Source organism: Streptomyces tubercidicus, from assembly GCF_027497495.1.
In the GTDB taxonomy this organism is placed as follows: Bacteria; Actinomycetota; Actinomycetes; order Streptomycetales; family Streptomycetaceae; genus Streptomyces; species Streptomyces tubercidicus.
Genome location: NZ_CP114205.1, coordinates 2,618,371 through 2,643,328 on the forward strand (window position 1 = coordinate 2,618,371; position 24,958 = coordinate 2,643,328).

Genomic DNA, 24,958 nt, shown 5'->3' on the forward strand with positions numbered 1-24,958 from the left:
CGACATAACGGAAATAACGGCCGCCGCTTGCTACGTTGCCAGGCATGACGGCAATGGCGAGGGCGGCGGCCGCGCGCCCGGCGGACAGTCCTCCCCCGTTGCCGCTGCTGCCCAAGCGGCGGGGCATCGAACTGGCCCTCCTCGTGGGCGCGGTCCTGATCAGCGTCTGCGGATATCTCGTCGTGGGGCTGGCCCGGGGGCATGCGCTGCCGGGCGGCGCGGTCCGGTACGGCGCCGGGCTCGCCGGGCTCGCGCTGCTCGCGCATCTCGCCGTCCGCTTCCGCGCCCCGTATGCCGATCCGCTGCTGCTGCCCACCGCCGTACTGCTCAACGGGATCGGGCTGGTGCTGATCTTCCGGCTCGATCTGGACACCCCGGCCGACCATGCCGCGCCCACCCAGCTGATGTGGTCGACGGTCGGCGTCGGGCTCTTCATCACGGTGGTGGTGCTGTTGCGCGACCACCGCATGCTCCAGCGCTACGCCTATCTCTGCGCGGCGCTCGCGCTGTTGCTCATGGCCGCGCCGATTCTGTTCCCCGCCATCAACGGGGCGAAGATCTGGATCCGTATCGCCGGATTTTCCATTCAGCCGGGCGAGTTCGCCAAGGTTTTGATCACCGTCTTCTTCGCGGCCTACCTTGCCGCCAACCGCAGCGCGCTGGCCCACACGGGTCGCCGGATGGGGCGGCTGCGGCTCCCCACCGGGCGGGTGCTCGGACCGATCGTCGCGATCTGGCTGATCAGCGTCGCGGTGCTGGTTCTGGAGCGTGATCTGGGGACCTCGCTGCTGTTTTTCGGGATCTTTGTCGTGCTGTTGTACGTGGCCACCGGGCGGACGGGATGGATCGCGGTCGGGCTGATCCTGGCCGGCGTCGGGGCGGCCGCCGTCGGCACGCTGGAGCCGCATGTGCACAGCCGGGTCGAGGACTGGCAGCATCCGTTCGCCGGTATCGCGGCGGGCAAGGGGCCCGGTCAGCTCGCCCAGTCGCTGTTCGCGTTCGCGGCCGGCGGGATGCTCGGCACCGGCCTCGGCCAGGGCCACTCGTATCTGATCGGCTTCGCCATGAAGTCCGACTTCATCCTGGCGACCTTCGGCGAGGAACTCGGACTGGCCGGGCTGACCGCGCTGTTTCTGCTGTACGCGCTGCTGGTGGCGCGCGGCTACCGGGCCGCGCTCGGACTGCGGGATCCGTTCGGCAGCCTGCTGGCCGTGGGGCTGGCGGCGCTGCCCGCCCTTCAGGTCTTCGTCATCGCGGGCGGGGTGACGGGGCTGATTCCGCTGACGGGGATGGCGATGCCGTTTCTGGCGCAGGGCGGGTCGTCCGTCGTCACGAACTGGATCATCATCGCGCTGCTGCTGCGGATCAGCGATCGGGCGCGGACGCCAGGACGGGTGGCGGGGAGCGCTCCGGGGAGCGGTAGCGGGCGCGCCACGGGGAGCCCTGCGGGAAATGCTTCCGGGAACGGTCTGGGGCACGGTTCAGGAAGTCGCAGCGGGGCAGGGGCGGGCCTCTCGTCGGGCGGGCCCCCGGGGAGCTCGGCCGGGACTCATGTGGCGCAGGAGGCGGGAAGTGACGCGAGGTTCGCGGCGGGGAGCTGGGTGGTGGGGTTTCTGAAGCCGACGCGGTCCCAGGGGCAGGGCCGGGACCGGTCGCAAGGCGAGGCCCCGCCCCCCGCCTCCGATGACGCCCCGTCCCCGGAGGCCGGCCGTTGATCCGCTGTATCCGGCACACCGCCGCGTTCTCCTTTCTGCTGCTCGTCGCGCTGCTGGTCAACGCGGCGCGGGTGCAGGTCTTCGAGACGGAGCGCTATGGCACGAACCCGGCCAACCGCCGGCAGTCGATCGCCCGTTACGAGCAGCCGCGCGGCGCCGTGCTCGTCGCGGGTCGTCCGGTCACCGGCTCCCGGGACAGCGGCGGGCGGCTGCGCTACGAGCGCACCTATACCGAGGGGCCGCTGTACGCGCCGGTCACCGGCTACTCCTCGCAGATCTACGGGACCTCGCTGCTGGAGAGCGCCGAGGACGGCGTCCTCTCCGGTTTCGACGACCGGCTCGCCACCTTCCCCTGGTGGGACCAGCTGACCCGTACCCACCGGGCGGGCGGCAGTGTCCACACCACCATCAACCCCCGGATGCAGCGCGCCGCGTTCGAGGGGCTGGGGGGCAAGAAGGGCGCGGTGGCCGCGATCGAGCCGCGTACGGGGCGGGTCCTGGCGCTGGTGAGCACGCCGTCGTACGACCCGGGTGAGCTGTCCGGCAACGACGCCGGGGTCAGCGCGTCCTGGCACCGGCTGAACGGCGCCGGGCCGCGGCCGATGCTCAACCGGGCCTTGCAGGAGACCTATCCGCCCGGCTCCACCTTCAAGGTCGTCACCGCGGCGGCCGCGCTGGAGAGCGGCGCGGTCACCGATATCGAGGCGCGTACGGACTCGCCCGACCCCTACCCGCTGCCCGGTACCGCCACCCTGCTCGGCAATGCCGCCGAGGGCTGCGAGGACGCCCCGCTCAAGGACGCCTTCCGGGCCTCCTGCAACACCGTCTTCGCGCGGCTGGGTGCCGGGATCGGGCTGCGGAAGATGGCCGGGATGGCCCGGCGGTTCGGCTTCAACAACACCGGGCTGCGCATTCCCTCACCGGTGGCGCCGAGCAACTTCGATAGCCGGATGGATACCTCGCAGGTCGCGCTGTCCGCCATCGGGCAGTACGACACCGCCGCCACGCCGCTCCAGATGGCGATGGTCTCGGCGACGGTCGCCAACGGGGGCCGGCTGGCGCCGCCGTCTCTCGTCGACAAGGTGACCGATGCCAGGGGCGTCATCCTCTCGGCCGGTCAGCCTCGGCCCACGCAGCAGGTGATCGGCCTGGTCACCGCGCAGCGGATCCAGGAGATGATGATCGACGTCGTCGCGCACGGCAGCGGGAAACGAGCCGCCATCAAGGGCGTCACGGTCGGCGGCAAGACCGGGACCGCGCAGCACGGGGTGCGCAACGAGGGGACGCCGTATGCCTGGTTCATCTCCTGGGCGAGAGAGAAGAACGGCTATGAGCCGGCGGTGGCGGTGGCGGTGGTGGTCGAGGACGCGGCCGCCGACCGCGCGGACATCAGCGGCGGGGGGAGCGCGGCGCCGATCGCGCGGGCGGTGATGGCGGAGGCGGTGCGCTGAGGGGGCGGTGCGCTGAGGCGTGCGTCACCGGGCCGTGCGTCACCAGGGGCAGCCGCGTCACAATGGTGCGATGGCTGACGCGATCCCGCCCATGGAGCCCGCACCGACCCCGCTGCTGTCGCTGGCCGAAGTGGAGGCACTGGCCCGGCGCGTGCACTCGGGGCAGACGGACAAGGCGGGCCGCCCGTATGCCGAGCATCTGGCCGCGGTCGCCTCGGGCGTACGCGAACGGGGCGGCAGCGACGAGCAGATCGCCGCGGCCTGGCTGCACGATGCGGTCGAGGACGGGGCGCTGAGCGAGGAGTGGCTGGCCGGGGCGGCGCTCGGCGAGCCGGTCAAGGCGATGATCCTGGCGGTCACCAAACGGGCGGGTGAACCGGTCGAGGAGTACACCGCCCGCATTCTGGCCACGCCGGGGGCGCTGCTGGTCAAGGAGGCCGATCTCGCGCACAACGCCGATCCGGACCGGCTGGCCGTACTGGACGCGCCGACGCGGGAGCGGCTGACGGTGAAGTACGCCCGGGTGCGGGCGCTGTTGGGGCTGTCCGCACCGCGGCCCGCCCCCGGAGCCGGCCGTGTGATCGCCGCCCTGGAGGGCGTCGGCGTCCGGCGCCACGCCACCGGGCAGCTCATCCTCGATGCCGTCGACTGGACCGTACGGGCCGGTGAGCACTGGGCGCTGCTCGGGGCGAACGGTGCGGGCAAGACCACCCTGCTGCGTCTCGTCGGCGCGCTGATGTTCCCCACCGTCGGCACCGTCGAGGTGCTCGGGCACCGCCTCGGCTCGGTGGACGTCCGCGAGCTGCGGGCCGTCATCGGGCTGGTCTCCGGCGCGCAGAAGGTGCCGCAGGACGCGACCGGCCACACGGTCGTGCTGACCGGCGCGACCGGCACGGTCCAGCCGCTGTGGCGCAAGTACGGTCCGCAGACCCGGGAGCGCGCCCACGAGCTGCTCACCGAGCTGGACTGCAAGGAGCTGGCGGACCGCCCGTTCGGGGTGTGTTCGGGCGGCCAGCGGGCCAGGCTCCTGATCGCCCGTGCGCTGATGGCCGATCCCCGGCTGCTGCTGCTCGACGAACCTTTCAACGCGCTCGATCTTCCCTCCCGTGAGGACCTGATCGACACACTGCACCAACTGGCCGCGAACCGCCCCGAGTTGGCGACCGTCACGGTCACCCACCACCTGGAGGAGCTGTCCCCGGCCGTCGACCGCGCCCTGCTGCTGCGCGACGGCCGGGTGCAGGCCCGCGGCCCGGTGGACGAGGTGCTGACCGGTGAGCGGATGACGGCCTGCTTCGGCCGTCCGATCGAGGTGTCCCGGCACGAGGGTCGTTGGCTGGCACGGTCGGGCAGGCGCTGACCATGACAGCGGACATCCCTGCGCCCACCCCCGGCGCAGCCTTTCGCGCGGCCTATGAGCAGGCCATGGCGCTGTGGCCGGTACCGGTGGAACGGCTCGATCTGCCGTCGGAGTTCGGCAGCACCCGGGTCACCGTCTGCGGCCCGGCCGACGGCCCGCCGCTGGTGCTGCTGCACGGCGGCGGCACCACCTCGGCCGTCTGGTACGCCCTCGCTCCGGTGCTCGCCCGTACGCACCGGGTCCACGCCGTGGACCAGATGGGCGGGCCGGGGCTCAGCGCGCACACCGGGCGCCCGCTGCGACGGCCGGAGGATCTGCTGGACTGGCTCGAAGGCGTGTTCCGCGGGCTGGGGCTGACCTCGGCGGCGCTGCTCGGGCACTCGTACGGCGGCTGGCTCGCGCTGAGCTACGCCGTGCAGGCGCCCAGGGACCGGGTGAGCCAATTGGTGCTGCTCGATCCGACCCAGTGCTTCGCGGGTTTCCGGCCGTCGTATCTGCTGCGGGCGCTGCCGCTGTTCCTACGGCCCGGGGAGCGGAGCACCCGGCGGTTCCTGGAGTGGGAGACCCGGGGTGCGCCGCCGGCGCCCGAGCTGGTGCGGCTGATGGGCCTGGGCGCCGTCGACTTCCGTTCCGCGAAGGTGGTCACGGGGCCGCGGCCGGACCTCACCCGGGCGGCCGGAGCGGCCGTGCCGACCCAGGTGCTGCTGGCCGGGCACAGCCGGACGCACGATCCGCGGAGGGTCGCGGCACGGGCCGAACGGACCCTGGCCGGCGTACGGATCGCGACGCTGGCGGGGGCCACGCACCACTCCCTGCCGTACGCGGACGCCGACGAGCTCGGCCGCGAGGTGCTCGGCTTCCTGCACACCGGGCTTCCCGGCGGGACGGGCTGACGGCCGTGGGGGGGGCGGCCGCCGCCCCGGCGGTCAGCTCTCCGCGCCCTCCTCGATGGCCGCCGCGACCTCCGCCGTGCGGGCCTTCTCCTCGGCCTCAAAGCGCTCCGCGTCCAGCTGCTCGGCGAGTTCCTCGTCCTGGGCCATCAGCAGATCGAGGTTGGAGTCGCCCATCTCGAAGACGCCCATGTCCACATAGGCGCGCTGGAGCCGTTCGCCCCACAGGCCGATGTCCTTCACACAGGGCACGATGCGGCTGAAGAGCAGCTTGCGGAAGAGATGCAGGAATTCGGAGCGTTCGGTGAATTCGGCGGCCTCGTCATGCGGAACGCCGAAGTTTTCGAGGACTTCCAGGCCGCGCAGACGGTCGCGCATCAAATAGCAGCCCTCGATGACGAATTCCTCGCGTTCGCGCAGTTCGGCATCGGTGAGCTGCTTGTAGTAGTCGCGCAGCGCCATGCGGCCGAAGGCGACATGGCGCGCCTCGTCCTGCATGACATAGGCGAGGATCTGTTTGGGCAGCGGCTTGGTGGTGGTGTCGCGGATCATGCCGAAGGCGGCCAGCGCCAGGCCCTCGATGAGCACCTGCATACCGAGGTACGGCATGTCCCAGCGCGAGTCCTTGAGGGTGTCGGACAGCAGCGCCTGGAGATTGTCGTTGACCGGGTAGAGCATCCCGATCTTCTCGTGGAGGAAACGGCTGTATATCTCGGCGTGCCGGGCCTCGTCCATGGTCTGGGTGGCGGAGTAGAACTTCGCGTCGAGGTCCGGAACGGATTCGACGATCCGCGCGGCGCACACCATCGCGCCCTGTTCGCCGTGCAGAAACTGGCTGAACTGCCAGGAGGTGTAGTGCTGACGCAGTTCGCCGCGGTCCTTCTCCGTCATTTTGTCCCAGTACTTCGTGCCATACAGGGACATCGACTCATCCGGGGTACCGAGCGGATTCTGGGGATCCACCTCCAGATCCCAGTCGATCCGCAGATTGGCGTCCCACTGCTTGTCCTTGCCCTTCTGGTAGAGCGCGAGCAGCCGTTCGCGTCCGTCGTCGTAGTCCCAGCTGAAGCGGGCCGCACCGGTGGCGGGCACCTTCCACACGGGGTCGCCTGGGTCCTGTACGTAGAGATCTCGGGTCGACACGGACGCCTCCTCGGCTCGCCAAACGCCTTGTCATGGGCGGTCGTTGGCAGGCTCACACGTTTCTTACCGACGGGTCAATAAGTCGTGCACAGGGGATTGACGAGCTTACTGACACGGAGTCTCATAAGAGTTGACCGCGGGCAGGACAGGCCCTGACGCCCCAGGAGCGAGGTAGCCACAGCCATGACGAGCGCGCCCACCGCCATGACCGAGACGGACACCGACGTGCTGCGGGACGCCCTCGGTGTGCTCAAGGACCGGGAGCAGGTCGCCGAGCGACTGCTCGACTCCTCCGCCAAGCACTCCTTCGACCCGGATACCGAGCTCGACTGGGACGCGCCCCTCGAAGAGGGCAAGTGGTTCTGGCCGCCGGAGCTGCTCTCGCTCTACGACACCCCGCTGTGGCGGAAGATGTCGGTGGAGCAGCGGCAGGACCTCGCCCGCCACGAGGCCGCCGCACTCGCCTCGCTGGGCATCTGGTTCGAGATCATCCTGATGCAGCTGCTCGTACGGCATATCTACGACAAGCCGGTGACCAGCGCGCATGTCCGCTACGCGCTCACCGAGATCGCCGATGAGTGCCGGCACTCCCAGATGTTCGCGCGCATGATCCAGAAGGGCGGCGCACCCGCGTACCCGGTCTCCCGGCTGCACCACAACCTCGCCCGCGTGCTCAAGACGGTCTCCACCACCCCGGGGTCGTTCGCCTGCACCCTGCTCGGCGAGGAGATTCTGGACTGGATGCAGCGGCTGACCTTCCCGGACGAGCGGGTGCAGAGCATTGTGCGCGGCGTGACCCGTATCCATGTCGTCGAGGAGGCCCGGCATGTGCGCTATGCCCGTGAGGAGCTGCGCCGCCAGATGGTCACCGCGCCGCGCTGGGAGCGGGAGTTGACCCGGATCAGCTCCGGCGAGGCGGCCCGGGTGTTCTCCCTCGCCTTCGTCAATCCGGCGGTCTACGACCGGGTCGGCCTGGACAGGCGGGAGGCCGTCGCCCAGGTCAAGGCCAGCGGCCACCGCCGCGAGGTGATGCAGTCCGGTGCCCGGCGGCTGACCGACTTCCTGGACGAGATCGGCGTACTGCGCGGTGTGGGCCGCAGGTTGTGGCGCAGCTCGGGTCTGCTGGCCTGAAGCAGGCGCCATGGACCCGGTACACCCCGAGCACCTGTACGAGCCGACATCCGGGCCGGTTACGCTGCTGTTCATGAACGGCAGCGGCACCGCCCCAGCAGTACCCCGACCCGCCTACCGCAGGCTGAGCGTGGAGCAGCGCCGCAGCCAATTGCTCACCGCGGCACTGGACCTGTTCGCCCAGCGCGCGCCCGAGGACGTCTCCCTGGACGATGTCGCGCTGGCCGCCGGGGTCTCCCGGCCGCTGGTCTACCGCTACTTCCCCGGTGGCAAGCAGCAGTTGTACGAGGCCGCGCTGCGCAGCGCCGCCGACATCCTGGAGCGCTGCTTCGCCGAGCCGGACACCGGGCCGCTCACCCAGCGGCTGTCCCGCGCGCTGGACCGCTACTTGGCGTTCGTCGATGAGCACGACGCCGGGTTCAGCGCGCTGCTCCAGGGCGGCAGCGTCGTGGAGACCACCCGTACGACCGCGATCGTCGACGAGGTACGGCGGGCCGCGGCCGACCAGATCCTGCGGCACCTGGGCGAACCGGAGCCGGGCCTGCGGCTGCGGATGACCGTCCGGATGTGGATCACCGCCGTCGAGGCCGCCTCGCTGATCTGGCTCGACGAGGACAAGCAGCCCGCCCTCGACGAGCTGCGCAACTGGCTGGTCGACCACTTCATCGCGCTGCTCACCGCGACCGCGGCCGGCGACCCGCAGACCGCCCGGGTGACCCGGGCGGCGCTCAAGCTGGAGACGTCGGACGGCCCGGCCGGGGACCTGGCCCGCCGGGCCCTGCCCGTCGTGAGCGGCGCCGCCCATCTGCTGTGAGCCGCCACCGGGCCGGGCCGGTGTGACACTGAGGACGTGAGAAGCGAGAACACCCTCTTCGTCGGCGGCCCCCTGGACGGCCGGGTCCTGCCCGTCCTGCTCGGCATGACCGGCCAGCCCCCCAAGACGTACGAGGTGCCCGAGCCCCACGACGACGGAAGCCCGCCGACCGTCCACGTCTACCGGCGCACCCCGGCCCGGGTGAACCGCCTGGGCCTGCCCAGCGGGTGGAAGTACGAGTACGACCCGGAGGGGAAGGCCCCGGACGCGGGCCCCAAGTGGCCTTGGCGCAAGCCGCGCTGATACGGCACCCGCAGAGGCTCACCGGTCGCCCCGTGGGCGTGCCCCAAGACAAAGCCCCTCCCCGCCAAAGGCAGGGAGGGGCACACCGCAGCGCGTCGTCAGCTCATCAACGACCCCAGGTACGCATTCGTCTTCTCCGGCTCGTAGAAGAAGTTCTCGAAGTCGGACGGATCGTTGAAGCCATTGGCGAAACGGTCCGCCACCGGCTGCAGCTGCCCGGCCGCGCCGATGAGGTTGAGGATGTGCTCCGGCGGCGGCGCCAGCATCGCGTTCGTCCACTTGGTGACGTGCTGGGCGGTGCCCCAGTACCGCTCGAAGGCGGTGTGCATCCAGTCCTCGTCGAAGGGCTGGTCGCCGCGCTCCACGATGGAGGCGAGGTAGGAGGCGGCGCACTTGGAGGCCGAGTTGGAGCCCTGGCCGGTGATCGGGTCGTTGGCGACCACGACGTCCGCGACGCCGAGCACCAGACCGCCGGAGGGCAGCCGGCCGACGGGGCGGCGCACGGTGGGGGCGTAGCGGCCGGCCAGCGTGGCGTTGGCGTCGGTCAGTTCGGCCTTGGTGGCGCGGTCGTACTCCCAGGGCAGGAACTTCTTCATCAGTTCCAGCGTCACGGCGAGGTGCTCGGCGGGGTCCTTCACGCCCTGGAACACATCCAGCGGGCCGCCGGGTATGCCCTCCCAGAAGAGGATGTCGGCGCGGCCGGAGTTGGTGTACGTCGGCATGACGAACAGCTCGCCGACGCCGGGCACCAGGTTGCAGCGCACCGCGTCGAAGTCGGGGTGCTCGGGGCGCGGGCCCAGACCGTGGACGTAGGCGACGGCCAGCGCGCGCTGCGGGGCGTCGTACGGGGAGCGGGAGGCGTCCCGGCCGAACATGGACACCAGCTCGCCCTTGCCGGCCGAGACCAGCGTCAGGTCGTAGCGGCTCGCGAAGAAGTCCAGGTCGGAGACGGCCGCGCCATGGATGACGAGCTGGCCGCCGCGCTGTGCGAAGGTCTCCATCCAGCCGGCCATCTTCACCCGCTGGTCGACGGACTGGGCGTAGCCGTCGAGCATGCCCACCCAGTCGATGGCTCGCTGGGAGCCCTCCGGCGACTCGTGGCTGCCGGGCGCGGCGACCGAGACGCCGAGGCCCTCGATGCGCGGGGCCTGGCTCTCCCAGAAGTTGATCTGGAGATCGCGCTCGTGCTGGAGCGCGGTGTGGAACATGCACTGCGTCGACATGACCCGGCCGCCACGGATCTCGTCGGCGGTGCGGTTGGACATGAGGGTGACCTCATAGCCCTGCGACTGGAGCCCCAGGGCGAGCTGGAGACCGGACTGCCCGGCTCCGACGATGAGTATTTTCCGCATGGCGGGCTCTTCTCTGTTCCTGCTGGTGTTCGGGGGTGAGTGTGGGGGGCGCGACCTTACGGCCGGATTACTCCGGTGTGGTCTCCAGGGCGTGGCGGACCAGTGCGAGCAGCGACTCGATCACCGTGGTCCGCTGCCGCGCGTCCATGATCACCACGGGTACGTGCGGCGGCACGGTCAGCGCGTCGCGGACGTGCTCGACGGCGAACGTCTCGGTCCCTTCGAAGTGGTTGACCGCGACGACATACGGCAGTCCGCAGCTCTCGAAGTAGTCCAGCGCCGGGAAGCAGTCCTCCAGGCGCCGGGTGTCGGCCATCACGATCGCACCGATCGCGCCGCGCACCAGGTCGTCCCACATGAACCAGAAGCGCTGCTGACCGGGCGTGCCGAACAGGTACAGCACCAGTTCCTGGTCGAGGGTGATCCGCCCGAAGTCCATCGCGACCGTGGTCGTGGTCTTGTCCGGGGTGGCGGTCAGATCGTCCGTGTCGGCGCTGGCCTGCGTCATCACGGCTTCGGTCTGGAGCGGGGTGATCTCCGAGACCGAGCCGACGAATGTGGTCTTGCCGACGCCGAAGCCGCCCGCCACCACGATCTTGGTGGCGATCGGCGCCCGCGAACGGTCCGTCTGCCAGCTCTGCAGCCCCGCGTCGGCAGCCGTCGCCGCCGGATCGGCCGAGCCCACGGAACCGGCGGTCGCCGTCGGCCCGGCCGATATCGTGTCAGAGCCTGTGAAGTCCACTCAGCACCCTTTCGAGCAGCGCGCGGTCGGGCCGGCCGGAGCCGTGCCCGGTGCCGTAGACGCGAATCTTTCCCTGGTCGGCGAGGTCGCTGAGGAGTACCCGGACCACACCCAGCGGCATCTTGAGGAGCGCGGAGATCTCCGCGACCGAGCGCATCCGGCGGCACAGCTCGACGATCGCCCGCATCTCCGGCATGACCCGGTCGCCCCACCCGCCGGAGGTGAGCTCGCGGCGCTCCTCGGGCGCCTCCAGCGCGGCCACGAACGTCTCGACGAGCAGGACATGGCCGTATCGGGTCCGGCCGCCGGTAAGCGAGTACGGCCGCACGCGCGCGGGTTTCCGGTCCCCGCCTCGCACGGGGAGTTTGCTACTACTCACTTGACGCTCTCCATCGACTTGCGCAATTCGCTGCGGAGTTCGGGGGTGAGGACATGGCCGGCCCGGCCGACGAACAGCGCCATGTGGTAGGCGATGACGTTCATGTCGCAGTCCGGGGCGGCATGCACGCCGAGCAGCGAACCGTCGCTGATCGACATGACGAAGACGCTGCCCTCGTCCATCGTGATCATCGTCTGCTTGACCGACCCGCCGTCCATCAGCTTCGCGGCACCGTTGGTGAGACTGCCGACTCCGGACACGATGGTGGCCAGGTCCGCGCTGGAGCCCCGCGGACCGTTACCCCCGGCCGGCCGTGCCGCCGCTTCCTCCAGCCGCCCGGGGTCGGACGACAGCAGCAGCAGACCGTCGGAGGAGACCACCGCGACCGAGCGGATGCCCGGCACCTCGTCCACCAGGTTGGTCAGCAGCCAGTGCAGGTTCCGTGCCTGGCTGCTCAGGCCCTGCCCGTAAGCAGTGGGCGCGTGCGCGTTCAATCGCGTGCCTCCTCGACAACGTGGCTCTCTCCCGGGGCCCCCGCTCCGTCGGTATCCGTCTGTGGGATGGTCAGCTCCGTTGTGCGTTCCGCGATCTCGGCCTCGGCGTCCTGCCGGCCGACTCGCGCCCCCGCCTGAAAACCGCCGAGCCGGCGCCGCAGCGCCTCGGCGTTGGCCGCTCCGCTCTTGCGCGGGGCGGTGGGCGCCTGTTGCTGCGCCACGACCTTGGGCGTGCGCTTGGGCAGCCCCATGGAGGTCGTCCGCTTCGTCCCCTCGGAGGGGGCGTCAGCGGTCTGTGGGTCGGCCGGTGTACCGGCCGGGGACGCCTCGGCGGGTGCCGCCGCGTCCGTGGGTGCCGCGTCCGTGGGTGCCGCGTCCGTCCCGGCACGGGTGTGCTGGTCCGGGCCGATGGCGTACGGGTCGGCGGGCGCCTCGGACGCGGTCGGCGCCGGGTCCGCGGCCGGGCGCGGCTCCGCCTCGGGGCGCACGTGCTCGCCGGTGCCGCTGGTCGTGGCGGCGTACGGGCCGGGCGACCGCGGGCCGTAGGGGCTCGGTTCGGAGCCGGCGTAGGTGGTGGGGCCGGACGGCTGCTGCGTGGCGGGCGCGGGGGCCGGTTCGGCCGGGGCGCCGAGCCCGGCGGCGTCGATCGCGCGCTCGGCGGCGGCGACGAACGGGTCGGCGGCGGACGCCGGGTCCGCGGCCGGGGTGGGCTCCTGGCCGGTGGCCGGTGCGGCGCCGGGCCCGGCGGGCTGCCCGGCGGTGCGGGGGGCGTCCTGGGCGGAGGGCGCGGCCGGGGGCGCGGCGGGGGCCGGGGCCGGGGCCGGGGCCGGGGCTGCCGCATGGTGCGCCGCTGGTTCCGCCCGCTGCGCGCGCGTCGGCAGCGCGTTGGAGTTCGCCTCGGCGACCGAGCCGGGCAGGCTCGGGGTGTGCGCCGCGTTCTGGGGCGCGGGGGCGGGGGAGGCCGACGGGGCCGGGCGGGTGGGCAGGATCGAGCCGGGCAGCACGATGACGGCCGTGACGCCGCCCTGGTTGGCGTCCCGCAGCTGGACCCGGACGCCGTGCCGGGCGGCCAGCCGCACCACGACGTACAGCCCGAGGCCCAGCGCCTCGTCGATGGTCTCCGAGGACGAGGCGGCGTCGACGTCCGCCAGCCGCTCATTGAGCTCGGCCATCCGCTCCGAGGTCATCCCTATGCCCTCGTCCTGGACCGAGAGCAGGACCTCGCCGCTCTCCAGGAGCCAGCCGGTCAGCTCCACATGGGCGTCCGGCGGCGAGAACGCGGTGGCGTTCTCCAGGAGTTCGGCGACCAGGTGGCTGAGGTCGTCCGCGGCGAACCCGGCGACCTGGGAGTGCGGCGGCAGCGACTGGATCCGCACCCGGTCGTAGCGCTCGATCTCGCTGATCGCGGCGCGCAGCACATCCAGCAGCGGCACCGGGCCCTGGTGGCTGGTGCTGTGCTGTTCCGCGCCCGCGAGGACGAGGAGGTTTTCGCTGTTGCGGCGCATCCGCGCGGCGAAGTGGTCCAGCTTGAAGAGGGTTTCCAGCCGCTCCGGGTCCTGCTCGCTCTCCTCCAGCGACTCGATGACGCCGAGCTGGCGCTCCACGAGCCCGAGGGTGCGCAGCGAGAGGTTGACGAACCGGCCGTGCACCCCGTTGTGCAGGGCGGCCAGCCGCTCGGTGAGATCGGCGATCTCCTCCTTGAGCGCCTCGCCCTGCTCCTGGAGCACCTCGCGCTCGGCGACCAGCCGCTGCCGGCCGCCGATCAGCCGCTTGCGCTCGCTCTCCAGCTCGGTGGTGCGCCGCGCCACCTCGTCGACCTGGGCGTGCAGCGCGTTGACGGACGCCACGGCGGCGGCGAATTCGTCGTTACGGCCCTTGTAGCTGATGGGCTCCTCGTGCGCGGGGTCCGCGGCCAGCCGCTTGGCGCCGATCCGCAGCGCCGCGAGCGGCTGGGTCAGGGAGCGGGCGGCCCACACACCGGCGCCGACGGCCAGCAGCAGGCACAGCGCCTCCAGACCGATGCGGATCTCCAGCTCCGTCACCTCGTCGTCGCGCAGCGCGCCGAGCCGCTGGATATCGGCGGTGGCCATGGCGGATTCGACGCCGCGCATCAGCCCGATGCGGGTGGTGAGGGTCTGCTGGACCCGCGTGCGGCTGAGCCGCAGATCGATGGCGTCCAGCCGGGGCTGGTCGGTGAGCCGGGTCAGATAGCGCTCGGCGGTGGCGATGTCCGCGCCGGTGACGGTGCGGTCGTAGCGGTCCTGGGCGGCCTGGCCCGCGGTCTGCCGGAAGTCGCCCAGTGCGCCCTGTTCGCGCAGGTGGGCGACCTGGGCGAGGGTGGTCAGCCGGGGCTGGCTGCCGCCCGCGGTGAGCCCGGCGAGCAGCAGGGCACGGGTACCGGCGGCCTGTTCGGTGGCGCGGCCGAGGACGGGCAGCGCGCGGGTGTCGGCGGCGGAGTCCGCGCCGGCCGGGAGTGTGCGGGCGATGTCGTCGCCGATCGCACCGAGTGCCTGGATGACCTCGGTATAGGCGTTATAGATCTGCTCGGCCGATGCGGGCCCCGACAGCGCCTTCTGACGGGTTTGCGGCAGTGTGGCCAGCAGTTTGGCGGCGGCCCCGTATGCGGCGGTGTCGCCCGAGGCGTCCTGGGCCTCGGAGCGCAGCTCGGCGATCTGCCGGTCCACACGGGCGCGCTGGGCCCGGGAGGCCCCCTGTCCGTCGGCGGCGGTGCGGGCGGTCCCCGCGGCGGTACGGCTGCCGCGCCCGGTGGCGGCATACGCGGTCATCCCGTCGCGTTCATCGGCGAGGGAGTGCGCGAGCGCGACGGCGCGGACGTTCAGTTCGGCGAGGTCGACCCGCTGCTGACCAGTGTTGGCCTCGTCGGCCGTCGCCGCCAGACCGGGGGCACCGGCGCCGAGGACGGCGACGGCCACCACGGCCACCGCGCCGACGAGTCGATTGCGCACCCGCGCGGGACGCCGTCCCGTGGGGTTCCCGCCACGGCTCGTGGCCTCCGGACCGCCCTTCGTGTCGGGGTTCTCGCCAGGAGCCGAGCTCGTGCCCGGTCCCGCGATCGAACCGGCCGGTGAACCCGGCTTCCCTGCGCCGCCTCGAAGCCGCATCTTCCGCACCGCTGCTCGCATTCCTGTCTCGCCTGCTCACGCCCACTGGCGTCGCGGACCCGGCTCACCCTCCGCTCGCGGAGCGGACCTGCGCGAAGACCGCAGCAGCGCACACTTCCGCGAAGGGGAACAGCCCGGCTCTGCGCGTCGCGACGAATGTCCGGACCTCACCCCATGATTCGGGCAACGACCATTCCACCGGCGCCGCGCAGTGGCTCGGCAACACATGCCCGGCCACCTGAACGAGTGAACATCACTCGGAGTTTGGCCATCAACTTCCGAGCGCTGAAGTTTTCCCTCGCAACCTCGCGCAACCCCTGAACGGGTTTGGAGATGCGACCCGGTCCTGGAAGGATGCCCGCCCGCACGCCACGGGACCGGCGCCCCTTACCGCTGGTATCCCCCGGCCCGCCCGGCCGCCGACGCCGCCGCGCACGCCCGCCGGCCGGGGTGAAACCACCGCCTCCGGCAGACTTCCGGGTATGCACATCGCACTCGCCACCGAGCCGGGCGACCCCCAACGACCAAATGAGGACTACACATCGGTCGCCCTGCCGGCTTCCGGTCAGGGTGGTGCGCTCGTCCTCCTGGACGGCGTGACGCCTCCGGAGGGGGACGACGGCTGCGTCCACGGGGTGCCGTGGTTCACCGCGCGGCTCGGTGGCGCAATGCTCGAACTGTCGGTTTCACACCGGGATATGACGCTGGCTGAGGCTCTCGCCGCGGCCATCTCCCGGACAGCCGACGGCCACCGGGACTCCTGTGACCTTTCTCACGTACGCACTCCGCAGGCAACCGTGATCGCCGCACGGTGGTCCGGGGGCACCGTCGAGCACCTCGTCCTGTCCGATTCGGTGCTCCTCCTGGAGCGGACGGACGGCTCGGTGGATCCGGTGCTCGACTCCCGGCTGGACGAACTGCCGCCCGAGGTCCAGGACCTGCGGGCCGCCGTACGGGCGCTGCACCGCGGCTCGGCGGAACGGGCCGCGCTGGGCCGGGAGTACGGCCGCGCGGTCGAGGCGCTGCGCAATGCGGAGGGCGGCTTCTTCACCGCGGCCGCGGATCCGGCGGTGGCCGCCCGCGCGGTGACCGGCAGCACCCCGCGCGCCGGTGTCCGCTCGCTGACCGCGCTCAGCGACGGGGCGAGCCGCTGGGTCGAGGTCTTCGGGGAGGGGTCCTGGGCGGACTGCGTGGCCCTGGTGTCCGGGCAGGGCCCGCAGGCGCTGATCGACCGGGTACGGGCCGCGGAGGCGGCGGATCCGGCGTGCGCGGCGTTTCCGCGCGGCAAGGCGCGGGACGACGCGGCGGTGATTTTTGTGGCGCCGTGACAATCACGGGGCGAGCGGAAAGTTTTTCCGCCGCCGCGGGAACGGGCGGGCGGCGGGGCGCATCCGGGCCGGCGCGCGACGGGACACGTCGGGTGACGGGACGCATCCGGGCGGGCCCGCGGCGGCCCCCGTCCGGGCAGGCGCTACGCCTCCTCCCCCTCCTGCTCCGCGTTCAGCCGGTGGAGCAGCCGGGCGAGTTCGCTGACCTCGCCGCGGTCCCAGGAGGCGAGGCGGCGGGCGTAGCGGGCGCGGCGGGCGGTACGGACGTGGGTGAAGCGTGCGCGGCCCTCGTCGGTGAGGCGTACCAGGACCGCGCGGCCGTCCGCCGGGTCCGGTGCGCGGGTGATGAGTCCGAGCTGCTCCAGGGCGTGCAGCTGGCGGCTCATCGTGGCCTTGCCGACGCCGAAGTAGCCGGCGAGGTCGGTGGCGCGCTGGGCCCCGGCATCGGCCAGCCGTACGAGGAGGCCGTATGCGGCGGGCTCCAGGTCGGGATGTACCTCTCGTGCCATTTCGCCGGATGAGGCACGGGCGCGGCGGAGAAATACCGCCAATTCACGTTCCAGGGCGAGGAATACGTGGTCCACACCCGTCGGCTCACCGTCCGCGGTCGTCCCGTCGGCTCCGGTGTCGTGCACGTCAGCGCCCATTCCCGTGTTTCCTCACCTGAAAGTTTCGGCCGGTGGCGGTCGAAGCCGCAGCTCGGCCAGTATTTCGCAGGATTAGACCAACGGCGGCCCAGGGTCCCTCTTTTGTCACCTCGGTCTACGCGCGTACCGTTATTTCTGGCATGGCCATACCAAGCGGCCCGGGTATCCCGCCGCGGCGTCATGCACCTCGCCCATCGGTCAGCACGCCTGCGCCATGCCGCCAGTTCCTCCCCCCTCAGGTCATCCACCGAGATCTTCGGAGGCACGTATGTCCGTGCTCAGATCCGGCTCCCCCCACCGCCCCGCACGCTCCCTCGCGACCGTGGCCGGGATCCTGCTCGCCCTCGTCTCCCTCCTCCTCGGCCTGCCCGGTACCGCCGGGGCCGCGGCCACCCAGCGCGCACCGGAACCCCGCCACCCCGAACAGGACTGGGCCGGCTCCCAGATCGCCCGGCACGAGGGCACGGCGGACGGCGGCGCACCCCCGGCCGCCCCGCTCGCCTCCGTCGAGGGGGTGGACGTCAGCAGCCACAACGGCAATGTCGCCTGGTCGACCCTCTGGAACAGCGGTGTCCGCTTCGCCTACGTCAAGGCGACGGAGTCCACCAGCTACACCAACCCGTACTTCGCGCAGCAGTACAACGGCTCCTACAACGCCGGGATGATCCGCGGCGCCTACCACTTCGCCACCCCCGACACCTCCAGCGGCGCCGCCCAGGCCGCCTACTTCGTCAGCCACGGCGGCGGCTGGTCCAAGGACGGCAAGACGCTGCCCGGCGCGCTCGACATGGAGTACAACCCCTACGGCGCGACCTGTTACGGGCTGAGCGCGGCCGGGCTGGTCAACTGGATGAAGGACTGGTTCGCCACCTACAAGGCGCGTACCGGCCGGGACGCCGTCCTCTACACCTCCACCGGCTGGTGGAAGCAGTGCACCGGCAACTCCGCCGCCTTCGGTGCCGTCAACCCCCTGTGGATTCCGCGCTACGGCTCCTCGGCCGGTGAACTCCCGGCCGGCTGGGGCTTCCACACCATCTGGCAGTACACCTCCTCCGGCCCGACGGTCGGTGACCACAACCGCTTCAACGGCGCGATGGACCGGCTCCGGGCGCTGGCGAACGGTTAGCCGCACGCACCGATGTCCCCCGGTCCCCCACACGCGAGCGCGGCGGCCGGCCCGGTGCCTCCACGGGGGCCGGGCCGGCCGTCGGTGGTGTCACGCCGCGACCGGCACCCCGGGCGCGGCCCCGTTCGACGCCGGGGTCAGTGCCAGCTCCAGTACCTGGCGGACATCGGCGACCGGGTGGACGTCGAGGGCCGCGAGGATCTCGTCCGGGACGTCGTCCAGGTCCGGTTCGTTGCGCTTCGGGATGACCACGGTGGTGATGCCCGCCCGGTGGGCCGCCAGCAGCTTCTGCTTGACGCCGCCGATCGGCAGCACCCGCCCGGTCAGCGAGACCTCACCGGTCATCGCCACATCGGGCCGGACCTGCCGGCCGGAGAGCAGCGAGGCCAGCGCCGTCGTCATCGTGACGCCCGCGCTCGGCCCGTCCTTGGGGACGGCGCCCGCCGGTACGTGCAGATGCACTCCGCGCTCCTTCAGGTCGGCGACCGGAAGCTCCAGTTCCGCGCCGTGCGAGCGCAGGAACGACAGCGCGATATGCGCGGACTCCTTCATCACCTCGCCGAGCTGGCCGGTCAGCTGGAGCCCGGACGCCCCGGTTTCCGGATCGGCCAGCGAAGCCTCCACGTAGAGCACGTCGCCGCCGGCGCCGGTGACCGCGAGGCCGGTGACCACGCCGGGCACCGCGGTGCGCCGCTCGGCCGGGTCCTGGGCCGACTCGGGGGTGTGGTGCGGCCGCCCGATCAGCGGGCGCAGCTGGTCCGCGCCGACCGTGAACGGCAGCTCCCGCTCCCCCAGTTCGTGCTGGGCGGCGACCTTGCGCAGCAGCCTGGCGACCGCGCGCTCCAGGTTCCGTACGCCCGCCTCGCGGGTGTACTCGCCCGCGAGCTTGCGCAGCGCCTCGTCCTCCAGGGCCACCTCACCGGGCTCCAGACCGGCCCGCTCCAGCTGGCGCGGCAGCAGATGGTCCCGGGCGATGACGACCTTCTCGTCCTCCGTGTAGCCGTCCAGCCGGACCAGCTCCATACGGTCCAGCAGCGGTTCGGGGATGGCTTCGAGGACATTGGCGGTGGCCAGGAAGACCACATCGCTGAGGTCGAGTTCGACTTCCAGGTAGTGGTCGCGGAAGGTGTGGTTCTGCGCCGGGTCCAGGACCTCCAGGAGGGCGGCGGCCGGGTCGCCCCGGAAGTCGGAGCCCACCTTGTCGATCTCGTCCAGGAGGACGACCGGGTTCATCGAACCGGCCTCCTTGATCGCACGGACGATCCGGCCGGGCAGCGCGCCGACGTAGGTACGGCGGTGGCCGCGGATCTCCGCCTCGTCCCGTACGCCGCCGAGCGCCACCCGGACGAACTTCCGGCCCATGGCGCGCGCGACGGATTCGCCGAGCGAGGTTTTGCCGACGCCCGGCGGGCCGACGAGCGCCAGTACGGCTCCGCCGCGGCGGCCGCCGACCAGGCCGAGGCCCCGTTCCGACCGGCGCTTGCGGACGGCCAGGTATTCCGTGATCCGCTCCTTGACGTCCTCCAGGCCGGAGTGGTCGGCGTCCAGGATCTCCTTGGCCCCGGCGATGTCGTAGGCGTCCTCGGTCCGTTCGTTCCAGGGCAGTTCGAGGACGGTGTCCAGCCAGGTGCGGATCCAGGAGCCCTCGGGGCTCTGGTCGCTGGACCGCTCCAGCTTGTCGACCTCCTTGAGGGCGGCCTTGCGGACGTCCTCGGGCAGGTCGGCGGCCTCGACGCGGGCGCGGTAGTCGTCGCCCTCGTCCTCCGGATCGCCGTTGAGCCCGGCCAGCTCCTTGCGGACCGCCTCCAGCTGCCGCCGCAGCAGGAACTCCCGCTGCTGCTTGTCGACGCCTTCCTGGACGTCCTTGGCGATGGACTCGGCGACATCCTGCTCGGCGAGGTGCTCGCGCAGCGCCTCGGTGGCGAACTTCAGCCGCGCGACCGGGTCGGCGGTCTCCAGCAGCCGGACCTTCTGTTCGGTGGTCAGGAACGGCGAGTAGCCGGAGTTGTCGGCGAGCGTCGGTACGTCCTCGATCTGCTGGACGCGGTCGACGACCTGCCAGGCACCGCGCTTGCGCAGCCAGCTGGTGGCCAGCGCCTTGTATTCCGTGACGAGTTCGGCCACCGCACCGGGCAGGGGGGCGGGGACCGTCTCCTCGACGGTCGTGCCCTCCACCCAGAGCGCGGCGCCGGGCCCGGTGGTGCCCGAGCCGATCCGCACCCGCCCCAGGCCCCGGATCAGCGCCCCGGGATCGCCGTCGGACAGCCGCCCGACCTGCTCGATCCGCCCGAGCGTGCCGATCGCCGGGTAGCTCCCGTCGATCCGGGGCACAAGCAGCACCCGCGGTTTGTTACCCGAGGAGGCGGCGGCCTGCGCGGCCTCCACGGCTGCCCGGACGTCCGCGTCGGACAGGTCCAGGGGCACCACCATGCCCGGGAGCACGACCTCGTCATCGAGGGGCAGCACGGGCAGAGTGAGCGGTGTGGACGTCGAAGCCATGATCTCCCCTTCGGCAAGCAAGTTGAGCTGTACTCACTCAATGCCGTCGGCGGTGGAGATGTTCCCCCGGACCGTTCGCTGTGAGCGATCAGGGGGAGTTGCCGCTGCTGGGGCCGGGCCCGCCGGCGGTCCGGGGAGGGCGCGCTACCAGTGGGCGGGGCGGCTCAGGGTCTGCGGCAGCTCGGTGGCGGCATCGCCCTTGGCCGCGTTGAGCTGCGACTGGGTGAGGAAGAGCGCACCGGTGAGATCGGCACCGGCGAGATCGGCGGCACGCAGATCGGCGCCGATCAGGTCCGCCGCGCGCAGGTCAGCACCCGTGAGGTCGGCGGCGATCAGGTAGGCCCCACGGAGATTGGCGCCCCGGAGGTTGGCGCCCTTGAGGCGCGCCCCCATGAGGTCGGCGCCGCGCCGCTCCCTCTTACGGCCCGGGACCCCGGCCCGGACGAGTTCGCTGGTGCGCAGCAGGAGGGCGTTGACCTCGCCCCGGTGGGCCGGCACATCGAGCGCCGTGAGCTCCTCGGCGCTGCCGCGGGTGAGGCGTTCGGTCTTCTCCAGGGCGGCGCGCAGCTCGGCGTGGACCGGGCGGGCCGCCGGGCGGGCCAGCGCCTCGGCCAGGTACCAGAGGAGTTCCTGCAGCTGCCGCATGACGGGGAAGACGTCGAACATCTGCCGGGCGGACCCCGGGGCCTGCCGCCAGTCGTGACCGCCGAAGGTGACCTGCGAGACCTTCTGCCCGGCGCCGAAGCAGTCGAAGACCGTACAGCCGGTGAAGCCGCGCGGGCGCAGCTCGCTGTGGATGCCGCAGCGGAAGTCCGTCTCCAGGTTCGGGCAGGGCCGGCCGGCGTCCTTGTCGATCGCGAAGTCCGCCGAGGCCGCGAACGGCAGCGCGACACAGCACAGCCCGAAGCAGCTCCCGCAGTCGGACCGCAGGCCGAGTTCCCTGACGTCCGGAATCGATGGCTCACGCTCTGGGGACACGGCGACCTGTTCTCCTGCATCTGCGTCCGGCGGGCACCGTACGAGGCGGTGCCCGGAAGGGACCGGCCGTGCCCGGAAAGGGGCCGCCATTCTCCCAGGCGCCGGAGGGCTGTTGCGCTTGGCCGGATCCGATCGCCGCGGCCGGGCGGCGCCCCGGCGCGCACCCCGCGTTGTCAGTGGTCGCCCCTAGCGTCGGACCATGAGCATGATCGGAGAGTACGCACGTGTCACTCCCGCCGCACTCGACCGCGCCCTGGGCGATCCCGAGTGGGCGCTGAAGCTGGTCCACGGGTGGAGGGAAGCGGAAGCCGGACAGCGCCCGGAGGCCGCGCCGGCCCGCTGCCTGGACATCGACAAGGCATGGGACGCGCTCGGGTTCCTGCTGCGCCGCCGCGGTTTTCCGGTGGACATCGTCCATGGCGAGGAGGCCGTCCCGGATGCCGACGACTGGGGCTACGGGCCGCCCCGTTACCTCACCCCCGAGCAGGTGCGGTGCGCCGCGGAGGCGCTGGCGGGGCTCTCGGGCGAGCGCCTGACGTCCGGCGTCGGCCCGGCGGACCTCGCGGCGGCGGAGGTGTATCCGGCGATCGTCTGGGAGCGGGGCGAGCCGCTGGACTATGTCAGCGAGCACTACGAGCAGTTGCGGCCGTTCTTCCGCGCGGCGGCGGACGAGGGGGACGGGATGCTCATGTGGCTCGGATAGGCACGCAGGGCGGGGGCGGGCGCATATGGCTCGGGCCGCAGCGACCGGTCCGGCGGATCCCTACCGAAAGCGCCCCTCGCCTCCGGCCTCACGCCCCGTCATGACTGCTACCTTCGCGGCATGTTGCAGCGGATGTCCGGAGTTTTCATCGGCGCACTCTTCGGGACGGTCTTCGTGGTCGCCAACGCGCACGAGCCGCTGAATCCGGCGATCGGGATCGCCCTCCGGGTGCTCGCGGTGCTCACCTTCGCCGGGCTGCTCACGCTCGCGCTGCGGGCGGGGCGCCGCGGCGGGCCCGCGCCGGACGACGCCGAGGCCCCTCAGGCGGACTGGTTCCGGGGCAGGTTCGCGTTCGTCGTGGGGGCCGAGGCGGTGCTGCTGGTCGGCGGCAATCTCGCACTGCGCGCGGCGGGCGCCCCCGAACAGACCGCGGTGGCCTGGATCGCGCTGATCGTCGGCCTGCACTTCATCGCGCTGATGGCGGTCTGGAAGCGGCGCAGCATCGTCGTCCCCGGCGCCACGCTGACCGCGCTCGGCGCGATCGGCCTGGGCATGGCGGCCACCTCCGCCGTGGTCTGGGTGCCGTTCGTCAGCGGGGTGCTCTCCGGGGTGGCGCTCCTGGGCGGCTGCGCCTACGCCATCACCGCCACCTACCGTTCGACGGCGCGTCCGTAGCAGCCCTCCGGACCGGCCCGCGCCCCCGGACGCTCAGTACATCCGCGCGCCCCGCAGGGCGGGATGGCCCAGGTCGCCGAGGAGCGGTGCGGGTGCGGCGCGACGGGTGCGCCAGCGGCGCAGCAGCGGCCAGCTCGCCACGCCCAGGGCGAGCGAGAGCAGATGTCCCCAGTCGCTCAGCGGGTCGGCGTAGGCGAGGAGGTCCGTCAGGGCCAGATAGCCGACGACGGCCAGCAGCAGCCGGCCCGGCCAGGCCGGCAGCAGACCGGCGAGGGCGCCGATGCAGGTCATCACGCCGAAGCTGATGCCGTAGTCGAGGCGGTGCAGCGAGCTCTCCGGCAGCCCGCCGGCGGCGACCGAGAAGGCGACGGGGAGTTCGGTGGCGAGGGTGGCGAGCACATGACCGCCGAAGAAGACCGTGGCGGCGCCCCGCGCGCCGATCCGCCGCTCCAGCGCCGTCAGGACGAAGAGGAAGGCGACGGCGTACCCGGAGGTCATCCCGCCGGCGATCCACAGCGCACTGGCTATCAGCACCGGCAGCGGGGCCTGGGTGAGGTGGACGACATCGGTGCTGGAGCCGTGCAGCAGCCTGGAGACCAGCCCCGGGTCGGCGTACTCGGCGAAGAGCGAGGTGACCGCGAGGACCACGGCGAAGCCGAAGGTGAAGGGGGTGCCGACGGGGGTGGGCAGCAGCCGCAGCGGCTGCCAGGGCCGCGAGGGCCCCGGGCGCACCGCCGCATCCGGGGCATCCGGCCCGGCCTCGACGGCATGGGTCCCCGCCTCGGCAGAGCGAATCCCGGTCTCGGCGGCACGGGCCCCGGTCGCCCGGCCCGCACGCTGCCGGGGGATGCCGAGCAGCGGGCCCGGCGCCACAGCGGCCGAGCGGGCATCCGGCACCGGCGCGGTGTCCGGCACCAGCGCGGCATCCGAATCCGAGCCGGCATCCGGCGCCAGAGCGGCAGCCACCTCCGGGACGGCACCCGCTTCCCGGACAGCACCCGCCCCACGCTCGCCCCGCACTCTCTCCACGATTCCCAGCCAGCTCACAGTCCGAGGCCCCTTCCGTCCTGGCGCTTCCGGTGAGCCACGCCCGTGTCCCTCGGCCGTGAATCCCTGCCTTGTCCTACGTCCGGGACCACCCTGCATGCTCAACCCATGAAGAACCTGTGAGAGTGAGATCCCTCACATGGGGCAACTCCCGATCGGTGCTTTACGTCCGGGTCACCGGCTCGGGGAAGCCCTCCCGCAATGCGTTGGACCGGCGCACCCCGTAGTGGCCACCATGGACGCCATGGCTCCCGTGACACCGACACAGGAAACGACCGGCGCCCCAGCGGCCCCGCGCACGATCGACCGCCGCGAGGGCCCGTACGGCGAGGTGGTGCTACGCGAACGGAGCGGGCCCCTCGCGGCCCCCGGGACCGACGGGGCCGGCACCCCCGCGGCGCCGGTGATCTACGAGATCATCGCCAACGGCTGCTTCCTGATGGACACCTCCGACGGCCGCTCCGAGCGGCTGCTGATCGACGCCGCGCTGGACGCGCTGCCGGCCGGCCGCACCGACCCCGTCGTCCTCATCGGCGGCCTCGGCGTCGGCTTCTCCCTGGCCCGCGCCGCCCAGGAGCCGCGCTGGGGCCGGATCGTCGTCGTCGAGCGCGAGGAGGCGGTCATCGACTGGCACCGCACGGGCCCGCTGTCGGCCGTCTCCGCCGCCGCGCTGGCCGATCCGCGCAGCGAGATCCTGCACACCGACCTGGTCGCCCATCTGTGGACGGAGGCGGGCCGGGACGCGTACGACGCCCTGTGCCTGGACATCGACAACGGCCCCGACTGGACCGTCACCGAGGACAACGACAGCCTCTACTCCCCCGACGGACTCGCCGCCTGCCGCGATCGTCTGAACCCTGGCGGAGTGCTCGCCGTCTGGTCCGCGCAGCCCTCGCCGGCCTTCGAGGAAGCGCTACGAAATGCCGGGTTCAACGGGGTACATACGGAAGAGATCCCCGTTGTCCGAGGCGTCCCGGACGTGGTCCATCTGGCGCGGAAGGGCGCGTAGCCGACAGTCGCGCCATGCCCGTACGCTGCTGCCCAGCAAGACGGCGACCA

General features: G+C 72.2%; 22 protein-coding genes and 1 pseudogene. 13 read left to right on the plus strand and 10 right to left on the minus strand.

The features are described 5' to 3' along the window. Positions 1 to 53: 53 nt before the first annotated feature. The 5 genes and pseudogenes from STRTU_RS11035 (at position 54) to STRTU_RS11055 (ending at position 5,419) form a co-directional block, all read left to right on the plus strand. Positions 54 to 1,715, plus strand: coding sequence for an FtsW/RodA/SpoVE family cell cycle protein (locus tag STRTU_RS11035; protein ID WP_371873671.1), 1,662 nt, complete (start codon positions 54 to 56; stop codon positions 1,713 to 1,715). Continuing rightward, positions 1,712 to 3,166 carry a penicillin-binding transpeptidase domain-containing protein gene (locus STRTU_RS11040; RefSeq protein ID WP_159743384.1) on the plus strand — a complete coding sequence of 485 codons (1,455 nt, stop codon included), beginning with the start codon at positions 1,712 to 1,714 and terminating at the stop codon, positions 3,164 to 3,166. The genes STRTU_RS11035 and STRTU_RS11040 overlap by 4 nt, the downstream gene beginning before the upstream one ends. 91 nt (positions 3,167 to 3,257) lie before the next feature. After that, positions 3,258 to 3,719 (plus strand): annotated as a pseudogene (locus STRTU_RS11045) (HD domain-containing protein); the annotation flags it as partial. 24 nt (positions 3,720 to 3,743) lie between these two features. Continuing rightward, complete coding sequence (locus STRTU_RS11050) at positions 3,744 to 4,526, plus strand: ABC transporter ATP-binding protein (protein WP_174878952.1); 783 nt, start codon at positions 3,744 to 3,746, stop codon at positions 4,524 to 4,526. Positions 4,527 to 4,528: 2 nt separating this feature from the next. Further along, entirely contained in the window at positions 4,529 to 5,419 is an 891-nt protein-coding gene (locus tag STRTU_RS11055; protein ID WP_159743385.1) for an alpha/beta fold hydrolase, read from the plus strand. 33 nt (positions 5,420 to 5,452) lie between these two features. On the opposite strand, the gene STRTU_RS11060 is transcribed toward STRTU_RS11055, so the two are convergent. Next, on the minus strand, positions 5,453 to 6,559 hold the full coding sequence (locus STRTU_RS11060; protein WP_159743386.1) for a ferritin-like domain-containing protein: 1,107 nt from the start codon (positions 6,557 to 6,559) through the stop codon (positions 5,453 to 5,455). A gap of 183 nt (positions 6,560 to 6,742) precedes the next feature. Here STRTU_RS11060 and STRTU_RS11065 point away from each other — a divergent pair, with 183 nt between their 5' ends. The 3 genes from STRTU_RS11065 to STRTU_RS11075 all read left to right on the plus strand — a co-directional run bounded on the left by STRTU_RS11065 (position 6,743) and on the right by STRTU_RS11075 (position 8,807). Further along, positions 6,743 to 7,690: an AurF N-oxygenase family protein gene (locus STRTU_RS11065; protein ID WP_159743387.1), complete on the plus strand. Its 948-nt coding sequence runs from the start codon at positions 6,743 to 6,745 to the stop codon at positions 7,688 to 7,690. Positions 7,691 to 7,763: 73 nt separating this feature from the next. Beyond that, positions 7,764 to 8,504: a TetR/AcrR family transcriptional regulator gene (locus tag STRTU_RS11070; RefSeq protein WP_159746837.1), complete on the plus strand. Its 741-nt coding sequence runs from the start codon at positions 7,764 to 7,766 to the stop codon at positions 8,502 to 8,504. Positions 8,505 to 8,540: 36 nt separating this feature from the next. After that, positions 8,541 to 8,807, plus strand: coding sequence for a hypothetical protein (locus STRTU_RS11075; RefSeq protein ID WP_159743388.1), 267 nt, complete (start codon positions 8,541 to 8,543; stop codon positions 8,805 to 8,807). A 98-nt stretch (positions 8,808 to 8,905) separates the two neighbouring features. Here the strand turns inward: STRTU_RS11075 and STRTU_RS11080 are convergent, their stop codons facing one another. From STRTU_RS11080 to STRTU_RS11100, 5 genes are all read right to left on the minus strand, one after another. Then, on the minus strand, positions 8,906 to 10,159 hold the full coding sequence (locus STRTU_RS11080) for a styrene monooxygenase/indole monooxygenase family protein (RefSeq protein WP_159743389.1): 1,254 nt from the start codon (positions 10,157 to 10,159) through the stop codon (positions 8,906 to 8,908). Positions 10,160 to 10,226: 67 nt separating this feature from the next. Next, positions 10,227 to 10,901, minus strand: a complete 675-nt coding sequence (locus STRTU_RS11085; protein ID WP_371873581.1) for a GTP-binding protein — start codon at positions 10,899 to 10,901, stop codon at positions 10,227 to 10,229. Continuing rightward, positions 10,882 to 11,229, minus strand: coding sequence for a DUF742 domain-containing protein (locus STRTU_RS11090; RefSeq protein WP_246240355.1), 348 nt, complete (start codon positions 11,227 to 11,229; stop codon positions 10,882 to 10,884). Before STRTU_RS11090 ends, STRTU_RS11085 begins: the two co-directional genes overlap by 20 nt. A 47-nt stretch (positions 11,230 to 11,276) precedes the next feature. Then, a complete protein-coding gene (locus STRTU_RS11095; RefSeq protein ID WP_159743391.1) occupies positions 11,277 to 11,774 on the minus strand; it encodes a roadblock/LC7 domain-containing protein in 498 nt (165 codons plus the stop codon). Next, a complete protein-coding gene (locus tag STRTU_RS11100; RefSeq protein ID WP_159743392.1) occupies positions 11,771 to 14,740 on the minus strand; it encodes a nitrate- and nitrite sensing domain-containing protein in 2,970 nt (989 codons plus the stop codon). The genes STRTU_RS11095 and STRTU_RS11100 overlap by 4 nt, the downstream gene beginning before the upstream one ends. A gap of 638 nt (positions 14,741 to 15,378) precedes the next feature. Here STRTU_RS11100 and STRTU_RS11105 point away from each other — a divergent pair. Then, positions 15,379 to 16,224: a protein phosphatase 2C domain-containing protein gene (locus tag STRTU_RS11105; RefSeq protein WP_159743393.1), complete on the plus strand. Its 846-nt coding sequence runs from the start codon at positions 15,379 to 15,381 to the stop codon at positions 16,222 to 16,224. A gap of 143 nt (positions 16,225 to 16,367) precedes the next feature. Here STRTU_RS11105 and STRTU_RS11110 read toward each other — a convergent pair whose 3' ends face one another. Then, a complete protein-coding gene (locus STRTU_RS11110; protein ID WP_159743394.1) occupies positions 16,368 to 16,871 on the minus strand; it encodes a MarR family winged helix-turn-helix transcriptional regulator in 504 nt (167 codons plus the stop codon). A 268-nt stretch (positions 16,872 to 17,139) separates the two neighbouring features. On the opposite strand from STRTU_RS11110, the gene STRTU_RS11115 reads away from it, so the two are divergent. After that, the gene (locus STRTU_RS11115; protein WP_159743395.1) at positions 17,140 to 17,997 is read left to right on the plus strand and encodes a lysozyme; all 858 of its coding nucleotides are present in this window, start codon (positions 17,140 to 17,142) and stop codon (positions 17,995 to 17,997) included. Positions 17,998 to 18,087: 90 nt separating this feature from the next. Here the strand turns inward: STRTU_RS11115 and lon are convergent, their stop codons facing one another. Continuing rightward, complete coding sequence (lon, locus tag STRTU_RS11120; protein ID WP_159743396.1) at positions 18,088 to 20,496, minus strand: endopeptidase La; 2,409 nt, start codon at positions 20,494 to 20,496, stop codon at positions 18,088 to 18,090. A 144-nt stretch (positions 20,497 to 20,640) separates the two neighbouring features. After that, positions 20,641 to 21,474: a pentapeptide repeat-containing protein gene (locus STRTU_RS11125; protein WP_159743397.1), complete on the minus strand. Its 834-nt coding sequence runs from the start codon at positions 21,472 to 21,474 to the stop codon at positions 20,641 to 20,643. 205 nt (positions 21,475 to 21,679) lie between these two features. On the opposite strand from STRTU_RS11125, the gene STRTU_RS11130 reads away from it, so the two are divergent. Further along, positions 21,680 to 22,177: a YfbM family protein gene (locus STRTU_RS11130; protein WP_159746839.1), complete on the plus strand. Its 498-nt coding sequence runs from the start codon at positions 21,680 to 21,682 to the stop codon at positions 22,175 to 22,177. A gap of 120 nt (positions 22,178 to 22,297) precedes the next feature. Then, a complete protein-coding gene (locus STRTU_RS11135; RefSeq protein ID WP_159743398.1) occupies positions 22,298 to 22,852 on the plus strand; it encodes a hypothetical protein in 555 nt (184 codons plus the stop codon). Between the two features lie 33 nt (positions 22,853 to 22,885). Here the strand turns inward: STRTU_RS11135 and STRTU_RS11140 are convergent, their stop codons facing one another. Beyond that, positions 22,886 to 23,818, minus strand: a complete 933-nt coding sequence (locus tag STRTU_RS11140) for a rhomboid-like protein (RefSeq protein ID WP_246240359.1) — start codon at positions 23,816 to 23,818, stop codon at positions 22,886 to 22,888. 325 nt (positions 23,819 to 24,143) lie between these two features. Between STRTU_RS11140 and STRTU_RS11145 the strand changes: the two genes are divergently transcribed. Further along, on the plus strand, positions 24,144 to 24,908 hold the full coding sequence (locus tag STRTU_RS11145; RefSeq protein ID WP_159743399.1) for a spermidine synthase family protein: 765 nt from the start codon (positions 24,144 to 24,146) through the stop codon (positions 24,906 to 24,908). Positions 24,909 to 24,958: the final 50 nt, after the last annotated feature.